At 57.7% G+C, this 16,490-nt stretch carries 16 protein-coding genes and 1 tRNA gene; 13 read left to right on the forward strand and 4 right to left on the reverse strand.

The features are described 5' to 3' along the window. Positions 1 to 9 precede the first annotated feature (9 nt). From NWV12_RS03970 to NWV12_RS03980, 3 genes are all read left to right on the forward strand, one after another. Positions 10 to 1,185: an MFS transporter gene (locus tag NWV12_RS03970; RefSeq protein ID WP_048980841.1), complete on the forward strand. Its 1,176-nt coding sequence runs from the start codon at positions 10 to 12 to the stop codon at positions 1,183 to 1,185. 136 nt (positions 1,186 to 1,321) lie between these two features. Then, a complete protein-coding gene (locus NWV12_RS03975) occupies positions 1,322 to 2,122 on the forward strand; it encodes an endonuclease/exonuclease/phosphatase family protein (protein ID WP_024909448.1) in 801 nt (266 codons plus the stop codon). Between the two features lie 75 nt (positions 2,123 to 2,197). After that, on the forward strand, positions 2,198 to 2,971 hold the full coding sequence (locus NWV12_RS03980) for a class I SAM-dependent methyltransferase (protein WP_048980843.1): 774 nt from the start codon (positions 2,198 to 2,200) through the stop codon (positions 2,969 to 2,971). Positions 2,972 to 3,023: 52 nt separating this feature from the next. Here NWV12_RS03980 and mltD read toward each other — a convergent pair whose 3' ends face one another. Next, positions 3,024 to 4,388 (reverse strand): murein transglycosylase D, encoded by a 1,365-nt coding sequence (gene mltD / locus NWV12_RS03985; RefSeq protein WP_032661729.1) that lies wholly within the window; start codon positions 4,386 to 4,388, stop codon positions 3,024 to 3,026. Between the two features lie 68 nt (positions 4,389 to 4,456). Beyond that, positions 4,457 to 5,215: a hydroxyacylglutathione hydrolase gene (gene gloB / locus NWV12_RS03990; RefSeq protein WP_048980846.1), complete on the reverse strand. Its 759-nt coding sequence runs from the start codon at positions 5,213 to 5,215 to the stop codon at positions 4,457 to 4,459. Between the two features lie 32 nt (positions 5,216 to 5,247). Here gloB and NWV12_RS03995 point away from each other — a divergent pair, with 32 nt between their 5' ends. Beyond that, positions 5,248 to 5,967, forward strand: coding sequence for a class I SAM-dependent methyltransferase (locus NWV12_RS03995; RefSeq protein ID WP_023310484.1), 720 nt, complete (start codon positions 5,248 to 5,250; stop codon positions 5,965 to 5,967). On the opposite strand, the gene rnhA is transcribed toward NWV12_RS03995, so the two are convergent. Then, on the reverse strand, positions 5,964 to 6,431 hold the full coding sequence (gene rnhA, locus NWV12_RS04000; protein ID WP_023334599.1) for a ribonuclease HI: 468 nt from the start codon (positions 6,429 to 6,431) through the stop codon (positions 5,964 to 5,966). The genes NWV12_RS03995 and rnhA overlap by 4 nt on opposite strands. Positions 6,432 to 6,495: 64 nt before the next feature. Between rnhA and dnaQ the strand changes: the two genes are divergently transcribed. The 9 genes from dnaQ to NWV12_RS04045 all read left to right on the forward strand — a co-directional run bounded on the left by dnaQ (position 6,496) and on the right by NWV12_RS04045 (position 15,591). After that, positions 6,496 to 7,227: a DNA polymerase III subunit epsilon gene (gene dnaQ, locus NWV12_RS04005; RefSeq protein WP_055703371.1), complete on the forward strand. Its 732-nt coding sequence runs from the start codon at positions 6,496 to 6,498 to the stop codon at positions 7,225 to 7,227. 132 nt (positions 7,228 to 7,359) lie between these two features. Next, positions 7,360 to 7,436 (forward strand) — tRNA-Asp (locus NWV12_RS04010). A gap of 380 nt (positions 7,437 to 7,816) precedes the next feature. Continuing rightward, on the forward strand, positions 7,817 to 8,536 hold the full coding sequence (locus NWV12_RS04015) for a FadR/GntR family transcriptional regulator (RefSeq protein ID WP_023334601.1): 720 nt from the start codon (positions 7,817 to 7,819) through the stop codon (positions 8,534 to 8,536). Then, positions 8,533 to 9,546, forward strand: coding sequence for an ABC transporter ATP-binding protein (locus NWV12_RS04020; protein WP_048979298.1), 1,014 nt, complete (start codon positions 8,533 to 8,535; stop codon positions 9,544 to 9,546). Before NWV12_RS04015 ends, NWV12_RS04020 begins: the two co-directional genes overlap by 4 nt. Next, on the forward strand, positions 9,543 to 10,625 hold the full coding sequence (locus tag NWV12_RS04025) for an ABC transporter ATP-binding protein (RefSeq protein ID WP_039263859.1): 1,083 nt from the start codon (positions 9,543 to 9,545) through the stop codon (positions 10,623 to 10,625). Before NWV12_RS04020 ends, NWV12_RS04025 begins: the two co-directional genes overlap by 4 nt. A gap of 2 nt (positions 10,626 to 10,627) precedes the next feature. Further along, the gene (locus tag NWV12_RS04030) at positions 10,628 to 12,142 is read left to right on the forward strand and encodes an ABC transporter substrate-binding protein (RefSeq protein ID WP_075204836.1); all 1,515 of its coding nucleotides are present in this window, start codon (positions 10,628 to 10,630) and stop codon (positions 12,140 to 12,142) included. Between the two features lie 18 nt (positions 12,143 to 12,160). Then, positions 12,161 to 13,102, forward strand: a complete 942-nt coding sequence (locus NWV12_RS04035) for an ABC transporter permease (RefSeq protein WP_023310491.1) — start codon at positions 12,161 to 12,163, stop codon at positions 13,100 to 13,102. Positions 13,103 to 13,104: 2 nt separating this feature from the next. Beyond that, on the forward strand, positions 13,105 to 13,980 hold the full coding sequence (locus NWV12_RS04040; protein WP_029739694.1) for an ABC transporter permease: 876 nt from the start codon (positions 13,105 to 13,107) through the stop codon (positions 13,978 to 13,980). 9 nt (positions 13,981 to 13,989) lie between these two features. Then, positions 13,990 to 15,591, forward strand: coding sequence for a gamma-glutamyltransferase family protein (locus NWV12_RS04045; RefSeq protein ID WP_048979300.1), 1,602 nt, complete (start codon positions 13,990 to 13,992; stop codon positions 15,589 to 15,591). A 51-nt stretch (positions 15,592 to 15,642) separates the two neighbouring features. Here the strand turns inward: NWV12_RS04045 and NWV12_RS04050 are convergent, their stop codons facing one another. Beyond that, on the reverse strand, positions 15,643 to 16,413 hold the full coding sequence (locus tag NWV12_RS04050; protein WP_039263863.1) for an amidohydrolase: 771 nt from the start codon (positions 16,411 to 16,413) through the stop codon (positions 15,643 to 15,645). Positions 16,414 to 16,490: the final 77 nt, after the last annotated feature.

The following is a 16,490-nucleotide window of genomic DNA, read 5'->3' on the forward strand; positions in this document are numbered from 1 at the left end:
GAGTATTTTATGCCACTGGCGCTACTTGCCCTGACGATCAGTGCCTTCGCAATTGGCACGACCGAATTTGTTATCGTGGGTCTGGTTCCCACTATTGCTAACCAGCTTGCGATCTCGTTGCCTTCCGCCGGATTGCTGGTGTCTATCTACGCCCTGGGCGTCGCCGTCGGTGCGCCAGTGCTGACGGCCCTGACCGGACGTTTTCCGCGTAAGCAGCTGTTAGTCGCGCTGATGGTGCTGTTCACCGCTGGCAACATTCTGGCCTGGCAGGCGCCGGACTACACCACGCTGGTGATTGCGCGTCTGTTAACCGGCCTTGCACACGGCGTGTTCTTCTCGATTGGTTCCACCATTGCAACCAGCCTGGTGCCCAAAGAGAAAGCGGCTTCAGCGATTGCGATCATGTTTGGTGGACTGACCGTTGCACTCGTTACGGGCGTACCGCTGGGAACGTTTATCGGACAACACTTCGGCTGGCGTGAAACGTTCCTTGCCGTCTCCTTACTGGGTGCCATCGCCCTGGTGACCAGCCTGCTGCTGGTACCGTCGAATATCCCAGGCCGGGCGAGCGCCAGCCTGCGCGATCAGCTGAAGGTGCTCACGCATCCGCGTTTGCTGATTATCTACGCGGTAACTGCATTGGGCTATGGCGGCGTATTCACGGCTTTCACCTTCCTGGCGCCGATGATGCAGGACCTGGCAGGCTTTTCACCCAATGCCGTGAGCTGGATTTTGCTGGGATACGGTATTTCCGTTGCCGTTGGCAATATCTGGGGCGGCAAGCTTGCAGATAAGCATGGTGCGGTATCGGCTCTGAAATTCATCTTCGCCGCCCTGGCGGTTCTGCTGATGATTTTCCAGTTCACGGCTTCGGTACACTACGCCGCGCTGGTCACTGTGCTGGTCATGGGGATCTTTGCCTTTGGTAATGTCCCCGGGCTTCAGGTTTACGTTGTCCAGAAAGCCGAGCTCTATACGCCAAATGCCGTGGATGTGGCGTCCGGTCTGAACATTGCCGCATTTAATATCGGCATTGCGCTGGGCTCCATCATTGGCGGACAAACCGTAGCGCATATTGGATTAGCCCAGACTCCGTGGATTGGCGCGGTGATTGTCCTGGTCGCCTTCCTGCTGATTGGCCTGAGTGGACGTCTCGATAAGCCAGCCCGGGTCGCGCTGGGGTAACATCAGTAAGTGCTTGCTTACAAAACTGGAAAGCGGTTTCTCAGAAATTGCGTTGAAAGTATGACCTAAAGTCCCTATAACATTAGAACCAGTCCGTTTTCCGGGCTGGTTCATGTTACAGAGGCTGTTTCCAAAAGTGCGAAAAAATACCTATGCCATGCGTTATGTTGCCGGAATGCCCGCGGAGAGGATCTTGCCTCCGGGGTCATTTGCGAGCATAAGCCAGGCATTACCCGCCGGCACACCGTTAAGCAGTGATGAGAAAATCCGTGTACTGGTGTGGAATATCTTTAAGCAGCAGCGTGCCGAATGGTTATCGGTGCTCAAGAATTTTGGAAAAGATGCCCACCTGGTTCTGCTCCAGGAGGCACAAACCACCCCTGAACTGGTACGCTTTGCCACCACGAACTATCTTGCCGCCGACCAGGTGCCTGCGTTTGTCCTGCCACAACACCCCTCAGGTGTGATGACGCTTTCAGCAGCACATCCGGTCTATTGCTGTCCACTGCGCGAACGTGAACCTATCCTGCGTCTGGCAAAATCGGCGCTGGTGACGGTCTATCCGCTGCCGGATACCCGAATGCTGATGGTCGTGAATATCCACGCGGTAAACTTCAGCTTGGGCGTGGATGTCTACAGTAAGCAGTTACTTCCGATCGGCGATCAGATTGCCCATCACAGCGGGCCCATCATTATGGCCGGCGATTTCAATGCCTGGAGCCGTCCGCGCATGAATGCGCTGTATCGCTTTGCGCGCGAAATGTCGCTGCGTGAAGTTCGTTTTAGCGATGACCAGCGCAAAAAAGCCTTTGGTCGTCCTCTCGATTTTGTCTTCTATCGTGGTTTGAGCGTGCATGATGCCTCGGTCCTGGTGACGCGCGCCTCGGATCATAACCCTCTACTAGTCGAATTCAGTCCCGGCAAACCTGATAAATAATGGTGTGTCAGGTCTGCCGTGGGGCAGGCCTGTGCGGGTGCTGCCCTTTATTTTTCACTCACAAAGGACAGTACGATGACAACAACACGCTCCCATCATGACAACGTAGAAAAACAGTTTGGTTCTCAGGCAAGTGCCTATCTGAGCAGTGCCGTGCATGCTTCTGGCCGCGATCTGGTGCGTCTCGGTGAACGTCTGGCGGCGTTCCCGCAGGCGCACGTGCTGGATTTAGGCTGCGGGGCAGGGCATGCCAGCTTTACGGCTGCGCAGCGGGTCGCGCACGTTACCGCGTATGACTTATCCAGCCAGATGCTGGACGTCGTTGCCGGGGCGGCAAAAGCGAAAGGGCTGAACAACATCGATACGCGCCAGGGCTATGCCGAATCCTTACCGTTCGATGATGCATCGTTTGAGGTGGTGATCAGCCGTTATTCCGCGCACCACTGGCACGATGTCGGCCAGGCATTGCGCGAGGTCAAACGTGTTCTGAAGCCGGGCGGCACCTTCATCATTATGGATGTGATGTCTCCCGGACACCCGGTGCGCAATATCTGGCTGCAGACGGTAGAAGCGCTGCGCGATACCTCGCACGTGCAAAATTACGCCAGCGGAGAGTGGTTGTCGCTTATCACTGAAGCGGGGCTGATCGCGCGCGCGTTGATTACCGATCGTTTACCGCTGGAGTTCAGCTCCTGGATCGCGCGTATGCGCACCCCGGAAGCATTGAGCCAGGCGATCAGACTGTATCAGGAGAGTGCGTCCGCGGAGGTAAAGGCGTACTTTGAACTGCAGGACGATGGCTCGTTTACCAGCGATACCATCATGGCTGAAGCGCAAAAAGCGGAATAAACAAAAAAGGCACCGAGGGGAATCGGTGCCTTTTTATCTTTCGATCGTGCTATCAGGAGTCTGGCGTCGCGCTGTTCTTCACAAACAGCGTCAGCTGGTCGCCAGGTTTCAGATTGTCAGTATCATTGTTCCAGCGCATCACATCCTTGATGTTCACGCCGTGCCGTTTTGCGATACTGGACAGTGAATCGCCCTTGCGCACGCGATAGGTAATGCTATCGCTGTTGCTGGCGAGACGCTGTGCGCTGCTACCTGCACCTACCGTCAGAGTCTGACCCACTTTCAGGCCGGAACTGCGCAGATTATTCCACTGCTGCAGATCTTTCGCATTCACGCCAAGACGTGACGCGATGCCCGAAAGCGTATCACCTGAACGAACCTTATAGCTGCGGCTGTTAACTGATGATGCATCCGCGATCAGCGTTGACTGAACGGCGGCGATTTCACCAGAAGCTAAAGACTCACGTAACTGCTCGGCATGTTTCTGCGGAACCATTACATACTGCGGGCCACTTGCCCCCAGGGTTGAGCCTTTAACGCCAGCATTAAAGGTTTTCAATTTACTTACCGACATACCCGTCATATCAGCAACCTGTTGAATATCAACTGGATTGCTGAGGCGAACACGCGCCAGTGCACGACTTTCGTCTGGTGTTGGCAGTTGTACACCGTAACGCTTGCTGTTCTTGAGAATATCGCTCAATGCCAGCATTTTCGGTACGTAAATCTTTGTTTCCTGTGGCAGTGAGAGCGACCAAAAATCGGTGGATTTACCCCGTGCTTTATTCGCTTTCATTGCCTTCAGTACACGACCTTCGCCACTATTATACGCTGCGACCGTTAACAGCCAGTCGCCGTCAAACATCTTGTTCAGACGTTGCATCATGTCGAGAGCGGCTGTCGTTGAAGCGACAACATCGCGACGCGCATCATAGTTGCGGGTCTGTTTCAGACCATAGTTTCGCCCGGTGCTCGGAATGATCTGCCAAATGCCTGCGGCATTGGCGCCAGACGTCGCGTGTGGGTCAAAAGCGCTCTCCACTATGGGTAGGAGTACCAGCTCCATAGGCATGTTACGTTTCTTAACTTGCCCGGCTATCCAGTACATATACGGCTCTGCCCGTAACGTTACATCGTGGAGATAGCTCTTATTACTTAAATACTTCTGTTTCTGTTCGCGAATCCGGGGATTTTCCGGAATTCCCATCTTTAGCTCGTCGCCAATAGAGGTCCACAAGTCTTGATCCTGCGCGTAAGATGTTCCATCGTCCATCCAGCGCGCCGAACTTGCAAACTTCCCTGCTTCCCCTTGACCAGCTGCAGAAAGGCTCTGTGCGTGCTGTTGTACGTTGCTGCCGTTTTGCGACTGGCAACCTACAAGCAGGACAGAGGCGAGTAATATCGCTTTTGCCTTCATGTGTGTGTCAATAGTTGCTTAAAAGACGAGCGATGATAACGGCGAAATTTTGAAAAGGCAACCCGCAATTATCTGAAGTTATCTTTCTTTGACCTTAACCATGCAAATCGTTGTTCTGGTTGTTGCAAATTTGTTTCTTGGTTAATTTTATTAATTAAATCAATATCATCTGTGCGTAAAAATAAATTAATTTGGCGCTCATTTTTCAGAATTACGGGGAGTGTTTTTTGGTTTTTTGCACGTAACTCCTTCACTTTGTGATAATAATCCTGAATCGCTCGATCCTCGGGTAAGAGGCTCACTGCAAACTTCATATTTCCTAATGTATACTCATGGGCGCAACAAATGAGCGTCTCATCGGGTAGCGCGTTAATCTTCTGTAAAGACTGATACATTTGAGCTGGCGTGCCTTCAAACAGTCTTCCGCAGCCTCCGGAGAACAGCGTATCGCCGCAAAAAAGATAAGGCTTACTGTAGAAACACAGATGTCCCAAAGTGTGACCTGGTGTGGCAAATACGGAAAACTCCCACTCGCGTATGAGGATATTTTCGCCTTCTTCGGCTACATGCGTGATTCCCTTATCTTGTGCCTCTGCCGGTCCGTAAACCACAAGATGCGGAAAATGAGCGCGCAGTTCAGGCACGCCGCCAGTGTGATCGTTATGATGATGCGTCAACAGAATGGCTTCTGGCTGCCAGCCGTTCTCTTTTATGGCGTGCAGTACAGGGGCGGATTCTCCGGGATCGACAATGACGCAGCGGCGATCGTCGTCAACCAAAACCCAGATGTAATTGTCCTGAAACGCTGGAATACTGATAAGATTCATACATTACCTCTTAGAGCGTGGCGGGTGTTTTGATGAAACCGGCAAGGATACCTCAGACTGTCGCAGCACCGGAACGTTGGGCGGAATTGCCCTGGGGTGAATACTATCGCGAAGCGTTAGAACAGCAGCTGAAGCCCTGGCTCGCGAAAATGTATGGCTTTCACCTGCTTAAGATTGGCAATCTCAGCGCGGAAATCAATACCGAAAGCTGCGCTATCTCGCATCAGGTTAACGTCTCTCTCGGCGGATCGCCGGTTCAGGTGAAAGCAGACCCGTTGCATCTGCCGTTTGCGGAAAAATCCGTCGATGCATGTTTGCTCGCTCATACGCTACCCTGGTGCAGCGATCCGCATCGTCTGCTTCGCGAAGCCGATCGCGTGCTGATTGATGACGGCTGGCTGGTACTTAGCGGATTCAATCCGCTAAGCCTGATGGGCCTGCGTAAGCTAGTACCGGTGCTACGCCGGACTCCACCTTACAACAGCCGGATGTTCACGATGATGCGTCAGCTCGACTGGCTTTCACTGCTGAATTTTGAAGTGCTCTGCTACGGTGGTTTTCAGGTGCTGCCCTGGGCGCGGCAGGGGGGCGTGGTACTGAGCACCCATCTCCCCGCGTTGGGCTGTTTGCAGTTTATCGTTGCGCGTAAGCGAACCATTCCCCTTACGCTTAACCCCATGAAGCAGAGCAAGTCGAAAACGCCCATCCGCCAGACCGTGGGCGCCACGCGGCAGTACAAAAAAACCGATTAGACGTCGGGCTGATAGCCCGCATCTTCATGTGCGGGATTGGATGCCGCAGCACGCGCCAGTTCGTCGCAGCGTTCGTTTTCCGGGTGGCCTGCGTGGCCTTTAACCCACTCCCACTTAATCTGGTGCTGGCCCAGCGCAGCATCAAGACGTTTCCAGAGATCGACGTTCTTGACCGGCTTCTTATCGGCGGTTTTCCAGCCGCGTTTTTTCCAGTTATGGATCCACTGGGTGATCCCCTGACGCACGTACTGACTGTCGGTGCTTAGCACCACGTCACAATGTTCTTTTAACGCCTCCAGCGCCACGATGGCCGCCATCAACTCCATCCGGTTGTTGGTGGTCAGAAAATAGCCTTCGCTAAAGGTTTTTTCGTGCTGGCGATAGCGCATAATCGCGCCGTAGCCGCCGGGTCCTGGGTTACCGAGACAAGATCCATCGGTGAAAATTTCTACCTGTTTACGCATCTCTGGTAGACTTCCTGTATTCGAAACGTTCAGTTAAACGATAAGTCTGACATAAATGACCGCTATGAGCACTGCAATTACTCGCCAGATTGTCCTCGATACCGAAACCACCGGTATGAACCAGATCGGCGCGCACTACGAAGGGCATAAGATCATCGAGATCGGTGCCGTTGAAGTGGTGAACCGTCGTCTTACGGGGAACAACTTCCACGTCTACCTCAAACCCGATCGGCTGGTGGATCCGGAAGCATTCGGCGTTCACGGGATTGCCGATGAGTTCTTGCTGGATAAGCCGACTTTTGCGGATGTCGCTGACGAGTTCCTGGAATACATCAAGGGTGCCGAGCTTGTCATCCATAACGCATCGTTCGATATCGGCTTTATGGATTATGAATTCAGCAAGCTTAATCGTGATATTCCGAAGACGAACACCTTCTGTAAGGTGACGGACAGCCTGGCGCTGGCAAGGAAGATGTTCCCCGGCAAGCGTAACAGCCTGGATGCACTCTGCTCGCGCTACGAGATAGACAATACCAAGCGAACGCTCCACGGAGCGTTGCTCGATGCCCAGATCCTGGCCGATGTCTATCTGACGATGACCGGCGGGCAGACGTCAATGAAGTTCAGTATGGAAAATGAATCCCAGCAGACGCAAGGCGAAGCGGGCATTCAGCGTGTTGTCCGTCAGGCCAGTCGGTTGCGGGTTATTTTAGCCAGTGACGAAGAGCTTCTTAACCACGAATCCCGGCTTGATCTGGTCCAGAAGAAGGGCGGCAGCTGTTTGTGGCGCGCCTGAAAAAACGCCTTAATGCCTGTAAAATCATCGTTTGGGCGATTTTTGCAGCAAACGATTCAAAACGTGAGAAAAAGCGTTGACGAGATCGGAGGCGCACCGTAATATGCGCCTCGTTCCCCAAACGGGAACAGTGGAGCGGTAGTTCAGTCGGTTAGAATACCTGCCTGTCACGCAGGGGGTCGCGGGTTCGAGTCCCGTCCGTTCCGCCACTATTCAGAAAGCCTGAATCAGAAATGATTCAGGCTTTCGTCGTTTCAGCCTTCAGTAATCTCATTCTCCCCCCTTATCGTTAACAAAAAGTTAATACTCATAGTGCAATTTATTAACAATTGCACGGATATGGTGCATTATTTGCACTGTAATTGTGCATTTCTCCATCACTTCTCTCTTCGCACCTCATTCAGAATGTTTCTTTCTGTAAAAATAATTCACGCAGAATCATCTGGTTATCTCCTGCTTTCCAAAAATATACCGAACCAATTTCGTATTGGTTTGGTTATTGCTTAATCATTAGCACGATAAGCTTCATTCCATATCAATAACTTATCGTTAATAAAAATAAAGTCATGATGAAAGCGAGCGAACCAATATGGAAAAACCGTCACGGTTTCTGGCCAATTCCAGCACCGCGCTTGAGCAGTTGCGCGGGCTTATCAACCAGCATGAGTCAACACCAGGCATACCGCTGCCCACGGAACGTGAGCTGTCGGACACTCTCGGCGTAGGACGACGTGAAGTACGTCGTGCGCTAGACGTGCTGGAAGAAGAGGGGCGCATCTGGCGTAAGCAGGGCAAAGGGACCTTTATTGGCCCGGCGGCACCTGTTGAACCGCTGGCCCTTCAGGGATTGGTTCAGCAAACCAACCTTCTGGAAGTGATGGAAGCTCGTCTGCAGCTCGAACCCGGCTTAGCCCGGCTTGCGGCACTGCGTGCCACCAGGGAAAACCTCGCGCTCATGCAGCGCATGCTGGAACGCATCGACAAGGTCAGTCCGGACGACCGCGATCTCAACGAACTCTGGGACAGCGCCTTTCACCGGGCGATTGCCGAGGCGGCGGGCAACCGTCTGATGCTCGGCCTGTTTGATGCCATTGATGCCGTTCGGCGCGAACCGGGCTGGCAGCATCTGCGCGAGCTGGCACGCACCCCCGAACGCGTCGACAGCTATAACGACCACCACCATAAGATCATGTCTGCGATTATCCATCGCCAGCCTAATGAAGCCGCGGCCGCCATGCGCGAACACTTGCTCAGCCTGCAAACCGCCCTGATTCAGGCGATCCACCTTGAGGACGACTTCACGCCATGACGACAATACCCTTTAAGGACGCCACACCCGTATTGCGAGTGCAAAACCTCAACGTTACGTTTGCTGGCTCGCCGGTTAGCGTGCTTGATGGTATCTCGCTGACCGTCAGGGCGGGCGAAACGCTGGCGCTGGTGGGGGAGTCAGGTTGCGGGAAAAGTATCACCTCCCTGGCGCTGATGGGATTACTGCCCGCCAGCGCGCAGATTGTCAGCGGTGAGATGCAGTTTCGCCGCCACAATCTGCGAAAGCTCTCACCGCGGGAGTATGCCGATCTGCGCGGCAGCGAGCTGGCGATGATTTTTCAGGAGCCGATGACCTCGCTCAATCCGGCGTTCACGCTGGGGGATCAGCTGAGCGAGGCGGTTATGCGACACCAGAACGTCTCGCGCGCAGAGGCGATGAAGGTCGCGCTGCAGATCCTCGAGAAGGTGCAGATCCCGGCGGCAGAGATGCGCCTGAAAGCATATCCCCACCAGCTTTCCGGCGGCATGCGCCAGCGCGTGATGATTGCGATGGCGTTGATTAACCACCCCAAACTGCTGATTGCCGACGAGCCGACCACAGCGCTCGACGTCACCATCCAGGCGCAAATCCTCGCCTTGCTCAACGCCTTAAAAGAGGAAACCGGCACGGCGGTGCTGATGATCACCCACGATTTAGGCGTTGTGGCAGAAGTCGCCCAGCAGGTCGCGGTGATGTATGCCGGGCAGGTGGTGGAGCAGGGGAGCGTGGAGGCAATATTCGCCGACCCGCAGCACCCGTACACCATCGGCCTGATGGGGTCGATCCCCTCGCTGGGCGCACGCAAGGGCCAGCTCTCCACCATTCCCGGCGCGGTCCCGCTCCCGGAATCCATGCCGAAAGGCTGCCGTTTTGCCACCCGCTGCCCGTTTGCGCAGTCGCGCTGCCATGCTGAAAAACCGCCGCTCACCGCGCTCGGCGCGGGCCATCAGGTCGCCTGCTTCCGCGTACCGCTCGAACAGCACATTGCCCTGGGAGAAATCGCATGACCACGCCCATTCTTGAAGCCCGTGACCTCAGCAAGCTTTTCCCCGGCCCCAAAAAGCTCTTTACTCCGGCACGGTTTGTCACGGCGGTCGATCGCGTTTCGCTTGCCGTGATGCCGGGCGAAACGCTGGCGATCGTCGGCGAGTCCGGCTCCGGGAAATCTACGCTCGGTCGTCTGCTGCTGCGCCTGCTGGCCGCCAGCGAAGGGCGCGTGTTTTATCAGGGGGAGGAGATCACCGACGCCTCCGGTGCCCGCCTGAACCAGCTCCGGCGCGAGCTGCAAATCATCTTTCAGGATCCCTTCGCCTCGCTCAACCCGCGCATGACGGTGGAGCAAATCGTCGGGGAGCCGCTGTGGCTGCATCAGAACATGAAAAAAGCGGATCGCCAGTACCGCGTTGCCGAGCTGCTTAAAACCGTGGGCCTGCCTGCCGCCTGGGCCGGGCGCTATCCGCACGAGTTTTCCGGCGGGCAGCGCCAGCGTATCGGCATTGCGCGTGCGCTGGCTTCCGGGCCGAAGCTGCTGCTGGGCGATGAGCCGGTATCCGCGCTGGATGTGTCCGTCCAGGCGCAGGTGGTTAATCTGCTGGAGAGCCTGAAGCACCAGCTGGGGCTGACGATGGTGATTGTCGCCCACGGTCTGGCGGTGATCCGCCATATGAGCGACCGCGTGGCGGTCATGTATCTCGGGCAAATCGTCGAGCTTGCCACCGTCGACGAGATTTTTGACGCGCCGCTGCACCCCTACACCCAGGCGCTGATTGCCTCGGCACCGCAGATGCAGCCGGGCGTTGAGCGAGATGCGCCGCTGCTGCAGGGGGATCTGCCCAACCCGGCCAGCCCGCCGTCCGGCTGCCGTTTCCACACCCGCTGCCCGTACGTCACCGATGAATGCCGCCAGGTTGAGCCGATCAATCAGGTGCTCGACGGCGGACGTCAGGTTGCCTGCCACCGCTGGCAGGAGATCAACCGCGATCGCAGCGTTATTCAGATCGCACCGCCATCCGCCGCCTTTCTGCGCCGCCGCGCGCTGTTTGAACACGCGGCCACTCACTCGTCCCTTCCTTCAAGGAACTCATGATAATGACAATGCGTAATTCTCTTTTGACCGTACTGGGAAGTGTTATGTTGCTTGGCGCGGCGCTGCCCGCCCATTCTGAAAGCGTGCTGCGAATCGGCCTGGGCGCTGACCCGGACATGCTCGACCCGCATCTGGCGCGCACCTACTATGGCCGCTTCGTCTTTGCCTCCCTGTGCGACAGGCTGGTGGACGTGGATGAAAATCTGAAGGTCGTCCCCGGCCTGGCTAAAGACTGGGCGTGGAGTGATGACGGTAAAACCCTGACGCTCAATCTGCGCGAAGGCGTCACCTTCCACGACGGTGAGAAATTCGATGCCGCCGCGGCAAAATACAACCTCGACCGCGCCCTGAGCCTGAAAGGATCCCTGCGTAAGAGCGAGATCTCCTCCGTTGAATCGGTCGAGGTCACCGGCCCGATGCAGATTGCGCTGCACCTGAAGACCCCCGATGCCGCGCTGCTGATGCAGCTCACCGACCGTGCGGGCGCGATGATGGCCCCCGAGGCGGCGAAAAAGCCTGACTTTGCCGCCCATCCGGTCTGTTCCGGCCCGTACAAGTTTGACAGCCGCGTGTCCCAGGACCGCATCGTGCTGACCCGCTTCGACAACTACTGGAACAAAGACGCCTACCACTTCGACAAAATTATCTATCTGCCGATCCCGGACGCCTCCGTGCGCCTCGCGAACCTGCGCGCGGGCGATCTCGACCTGACCGAAGGCATCGCCGCCAGCGACGTTAAAACGGTCGAAGCCGACAGCAAGCTGGCGCTGGCGAAGGTAACCGGTCTCGGCTATCAGGGCATTACCTTCAACATCAACAACGGCAAGGTGCCGGCCAACGATCCGTTCAAGGACGCCCGCGTGCGCGAGGCGTTTTCTCAGGCCATCGACCGCGATGCGTTAAACCAGGTGGTCTTCGAAGGGCTTTACACCCCGGCAAACCAGGCGTTTTCCCCGGTCAGCCCGTATCACGTTAACCTGCCGGTCCCGCCGCGTGACGTTGACAAAGCCAAAGCGCTGCTGAAGGCGGCAGGCGTCACCGCGCCGCTGACCGTCAACCTGCTGGTGCCGAACAACCCAACCTCGCAGCAGGTGGGCCAGGTGCTGCAGGCGATGGTCGCCGAGGCCGGATTTAACCTGAACCTGCAGATGACCGAATTCGCCACGCTGCTCGACCGCCAGCAGAGCGGCGACTATCAGCTGAGCTTCTCCGGCTGGTCGGGACGCCCGGATCCGGACGGCAGCATCTACGGCTTTATCAACAGCAAAGGCACGCTCAACGACGGCCGCTACAGCAACGCGCAGGTCGATGAGTGGCTGACCCAGGCGCGCCAGAGCACCGACCAGGCCGCACGCCAGCCGCTGTACGACAAGGTGGTGAAGCAGCTGCAAACCGACATGCCGATTGCCTACCTCTACTTCGAGCCGCGCATTTTCGGGCTGAACAAAAGCGTGCAGGGCTTTAAGCCGTACCCGGACGGCATCGTGCGTCTGGCGGGTTTGACGCTGGCGAAATAAAGGTCCCGAGGAGAACCCATGCTGGAACTGATTTGCAAACGTCTGCTGCTGGCTATACCAACCCTGCTGCTGGTGAGCATGATGGTGTTCGGGCTGCAAAAGCTGCTGCCCGGCGACCCGCTAATCGCCATGGCCGGGGAGGAGCGCGATCCGGCGGTCATCGCCCAGCTGCGCGCGGAGCTGAACCTCGATGCGCCAATCCCCGTGCAGTATTTCCACTGGCTGACGCGGGCGCTGCAGGGCGATCTGGGCGTCTCCTTACGCACGCACGAACCGGTGACGCAGCTGATCGCCAGCAAGCTGCCGGTTACGCTGGAGCTGTCCCTGCTGGCGATGATTATCGCGCTGGTGTTTGGCATCAGCATGGGGATCCTCGCGGCGGTGAACAAAAACAGCTGGGTCGATCACGGGGCGAACTTCGTGGCGATCTCGGGGATCTCGATCCCGCACTTCTGGCTGGGGATCCTGCTGATTCTGGTCTTTTCGGTGAACCTGCAGTGGCTGCCCGCGTCCGGCTACGTGCCGTTCAGTGAAGATCCGCTCCAGAACCTGCGCACGCTGCTGCTGCCCGCGTCCGTGCTCGGAACGGGCCTTGCGGCGACGCTGATGCGCCATACCCGCGCCTCGATGATTGCGGTCCTGAAGGCGGATTACATCCGCACCGCGCGCGCTAAGGGGCTGCTGCCAAAGGCGGTGATCCTGAAGCACGCGTTTCGCAACGCGCTGGTACCGGTCATCACCCTCACCACGCTGCTGTTCGGCGAGCTGCTGGGCGGCGCGGTGCTGACCGAGCAGGTCTTCACCATTCCGGGCTTCGGCAAGATGATCGTCGACTCGGTATTTAACCGTGACTACGCGGTGGTGCAGGGCGTGGTGCTGATCGTGGCGATCGGCTTCCTGATGCTCAACCTGCTGGCCGACGTGCTCTACGTCCTTATCAACCCGAAAATGCGAGGTTAACCATGGCGGAACTGACGACGCAAACCGTTACGCCCGCGCTGCCGCGCGCGCAGAACCGGGTGCTGAAGAAATTCCTTGCCAACAAAAGTGCGGTGATTGGCGCGGTGGTGGTGGGATTCTTTGTGCTGGTGGCGCTGCTGGCGCCGTGGATTGCCCCGTTCGACCCGGTCAAAGCCAACTTCCTGGCGGTGCGCAAAGCGCCGTCGGCGATGTACTGGTTCGGCACCGACGAGCTGGGGCGCGACATTTTATCCCGCATTATCTGGGGGGCTCGCACCTCGCTGATGGCAGGCTGTATGTCTGTGGTGATTGCCGTGGTCATCGGCGTGCCGCTGGGGCTGGTGGCGGGTTACTTCCAGAAGATGTGGGACGGCGTGATCTCGCGGTTTATCGAGGCGCTGCTGGCCTGTCCGTTCCTGATCATGGCGATCGCGCTGGGGGCGTTTTTGGGGCCGAGCCTGACCAACGCGATGATCGCCATCGGTCTTTCGGCGATGCCGATCTTCGCCCGCCTGACGCGCGGGCAGGTGATCGCCATTCGCAACGAAGAGTACATCGACGGCGCGCGGGCGATTGGCCTGCCGGACCGCTGGATCATCATCAAATACGTCCTGCCGAACGTGATGTCGCCGATCCTCGTACAGGCCACGCTGGCCATCGCCTCGGCAATTATCGCCGAAGCCAGCCTGTCGTTTTTGGGGTTGGGGCAGCAGCCGCCCAATCCGTCCTGGGGCTCTATGCTCAACACCGCGAAAGGGTTTCTGGAGCAGGCGCCGTGGATGTCCGTTTTCCCCGGCGTGGCGATTTTCCTTGCCGTGCAGGGCTTTAATTTACTCGGTGACGGGCTGCGCGACGCGCTCGATCCGCGCCACGACTAAGGAGTCATGATGACCAAAGCGCTTGATTTTACATCCGGTTACGCTTCACGCCGCCCGCCGATGATGGGCCGTAACGCCGTCGCCACGTCGCAGCCGCTGGCGGCGCAGGCGGGAATGAAAATGCTGCAGCTGGGGGGCAACGCCGTGGATGCGGCGATTGCCACCGCGATGGCGCTGACGGTGGTTGAGCCGACCGGCAACGGGATCGGCAGCGACGCCTTTGCCATCGTCTGGGACGGTGAAAAGCTGCACGGCCTCAACGCGTCCGGTCGTTCACCTGCGAGCTGGCATGCGGATTTGTTTGCCGGAAAAACCGCGGTGCCGGAAATTGGCTGGGACGCGGTGACCGTGCCGGGTGCGGTATCCGGCTGGGTCGCGCTGGCGGAACGCTTCGGCACGCTGCCGCTGACCACGCTGGCGCAGCCTGCCATTGACTACGCGCGCAACGGTTTCCCGGTCTCCCCGCTGATCGGCCATCTCTGGCAGCGCGGCTATAGCAAGCTGAAAGATCAGCCGGGCTTCAGCGCCTGCTTCGCGCCGGAAGGCCGCGCCCCGCGCGTGGGGGAAATCTTCCGTAACCCGGCGCAGGCGAACTCGCTGGAGCTGATTGCCCGCACCAACGGTGAAGCCTTTTATCGCGGCGAGCTGGCTCAGAAAATTGCCGCTTTTGCCAAAGAACACGGCGCGCACCTGACGGCTGAAGATCTGGCAAACCATCGTGTGGACTGGGTAGAGCTGCTGTCGCGCGACTTCGCGGGCGGTTCGGTGCAGGAACTGCCCCCAAACGGCCAGGGGATCGCCACGCTGATTGCGCTCGGCATTCTGGAGCAGTGCGGCATTGAGAAGCATCATCCGGATTCCGTGCAGTCCCTGCACCTGTCCATTGAGGCGGTGAAGCTGGCGCTGGCGGATCTCGACCGCTACGTGGCGGATGAAGACCATATGGCGTTCGCGGCGAAAGAGCTGCTGAGCGACCATTATCTGAAGTCGCGCGCGGCGCTTATCAATCACGAGCACGCCTCTGATTTCGTTTACGGTTCCCCGACGCAGAGCGGCACGGTCTACATCAGCACCGCCGACGCCAGCGGGATGATGGTTTCGTTTATTCAGTCCAACTACATGGGCTTTGGTTCAGGCATTGTGGTGCCGGATACGGGGATCAGCCTGCAAAACCGGGGCTGCGGGTTTGTGCTGGATCCCAATCACCCGAACGCGCTGGCGGGCAGCAAGCGACCGTTCCACACCATCATTCCGGGCTTTGCGATGGACGGCAGCGGCCAGCCGCTGATGTCTTTCGGCGTGATGGGTGGGCCGATGCAGGCGCAGGGGCACATGCAGATGGCGCTGCGCATTATGCTGCACGGGCAAAACCCACAGGCGGCAATCGATGCCCCGCGCTGGCGCGTGGTGCAGGGCAGGGAGGTGATCGTTGAATCGACCTTCGATCGCAATACCATCGCCGCGCTGCGCGAGCGGGGTCATCAGATCGTGGTGGAAGATCCGCTTCAGGATTACAACTTCGGCGGGGCGCAGGTGATTTATCGCCTGCCGGAAGGACACTACGTGGCCGCGACGGAAAGCCGCAAAGACGGGCAGGCGCTGGTGAGTTAATGTTTTATCCTCCCTCTCCCGTTGGGAGAGGGGCGGGGTGAGGGGAAAATTTCAGCCAATGCTAAACGGATCCGCATCCTGCCAGGCCGGAAACTTCTCGCGATACTCCTGCAGCGCCGTCAACGACAGCTCGGCATCAATGCGCGTCGCCTGATGCGGCTCGGCGGTGGCAATGATCTCGCCCTGCGGATTCACCACCCGGCTGTCGCCGCGGTAGTGATGCCCGTTGCCGTCGGTTCCCACGCGGTTACAGCCCACCACGTACGCCTGGTTCTCAATCGCGCGCGCTACCAGCAGCGACTGCCAGTGGAGGGAGCGCGGTGCAGGCCAGTTGGCAACATACAGCGCCAGGTCGTAATCGTTGCGGTTGCGCGACCACACCGGGAAGCGCAGGTCGTAGCAGACCAGCGGCAAAATACGCCAGCCGCGCCACTCGAACACCACGCGCTCGTGACCCGCTTCATAGTGATGATGCTCATCCGCCATGCGGAACAGGTGGCGTTTATCGTAAAAATGCACTTTCCCTTCCGGCTCCACCAGCAGGAAGCGGTTCACCGGCCCGCGATCCGTTTGCAGGGCGGCGCTCCCGGCGATCAGCGCGTTGGTCTGCTGCGCTTTGGCATGCATCCAGGCCACCACCTCATCCTGCGGCATTGATTGTTGTGCCGCTTCCATGGCGAAGCCGGTGGTGAACATCTCCGGCAGGACAATCACATCACGCCCGGTAATCTCTTCCAGTTGACGATCAAAGTGGCGCAGGTTGGCGGGGCCATCCATCCACACTAAAGGTTGCTGCAAAATAGAAATCTTCAAACCAGGCACGATACAGACTCCTCAAAAGACCGCTTTTTGACACTGTAGCACGTCATTACGAGAAAATGTGGCAATAAAAAACCCCG

This window comes from Enterobacter sp. Crenshaw (genome assembly GCF_024734705.1).
Taxonomy (GTDB): domain Bacteria; phylum Pseudomonadota; class Gammaproteobacteria; order Enterobacterales; family Enterobacteriaceae; genus Enterobacter; species Enterobacter asburiae_B.

Excerpts from the sequence above, each read along its gene's own strand:
- NWV12_RS03970 (WP_048980841.1), top strand. The coding sequence starts at position 10 with ATGCCACTGGCGCTACTTGCCCTGACGATCAGTGCCTTCGCAATTGGC.
- NWV12_RS03980 (WP_048980843.1), top strand. The coding sequence starts at position 2,198 with ATGACAACAACACGCTCCCATCATGACAACGTAGAAAAACAGTTTGGT.
- mltD (WP_032661729.1), bottom strand. The coding sequence starts at position 4,388 with ATGAAGGCAAAAGCGATATTACTCGCCTCTGTCCTGCTTGTAGGTTGC.
- gloB (WP_048980846.1), bottom strand. The coding sequence starts at position 5,215 with ATGAATCTTATCAGTATTCCAGCGTTTCAGGACAATTACATCTGGGTT.
- NWV12_RS03995 (WP_023310484.1), top strand. The coding sequence starts at position 5,248 with ATGAAACCGGCAAGGATACCTCAGACTGTCGCAGCACCGGAACGTTGG.
- rnhA (WP_023334599.1), bottom strand. The coding sequence starts at position 6,431 with ATGCGTAAACAGGTAGAAATTTTCACCGATGGATCTTGTCTCGGTAAC.
- dnaQ (WP_055703371.1), top strand. The coding sequence starts at position 6,496 with ATGAGCACTGCAATTACTCGCCAGATTGTCCTCGATACCGAAACCACC.
- NWV12_RS04015 (WP_023334601.1), top strand. The coding sequence starts at position 7,817 with ATGGAAAAACCGTCACGGTTTCTGGCCAATTCCAGCACCGCGCTTGAG.
- NWV12_RS04020 (WP_048979298.1), top strand. The coding sequence starts at position 8,533 with ATGACGACAATACCCTTTAAGGACGCCACACCCGTATTGCGAGTGCAA.
- NWV12_RS04025 (WP_039263859.1), top strand. The coding sequence starts at position 9,543 with ATGACCACGCCCATTCTTGAAGCCCGTGACCTCAGCAAGCTTTTCCCC.
- NWV12_RS04030 (WP_075204836.1), top strand. The coding sequence starts at position 10,628 with ATGACAATGCGTAATTCTCTTTTGACCGTACTGGGAAGTGTTATGTTG.
- NWV12_RS04035 (WP_023310491.1), top strand. The coding sequence starts at position 12,161 with ATGCTGGAACTGATTTGCAAACGTCTGCTGCTGGCTATACCAACCCTG.
- NWV12_RS04040 (WP_029739694.1), top strand. The coding sequence starts at position 13,105 with ATGGCGGAACTGACGACGCAAACCGTTACGCCCGCGCTGCCGCGCGCG.
- NWV12_RS04045 (WP_048979300.1), top strand. The coding sequence starts at position 13,990 with ATGACCAAAGCGCTTGATTTTACATCCGGTTACGCTTCACGCCGCCCG.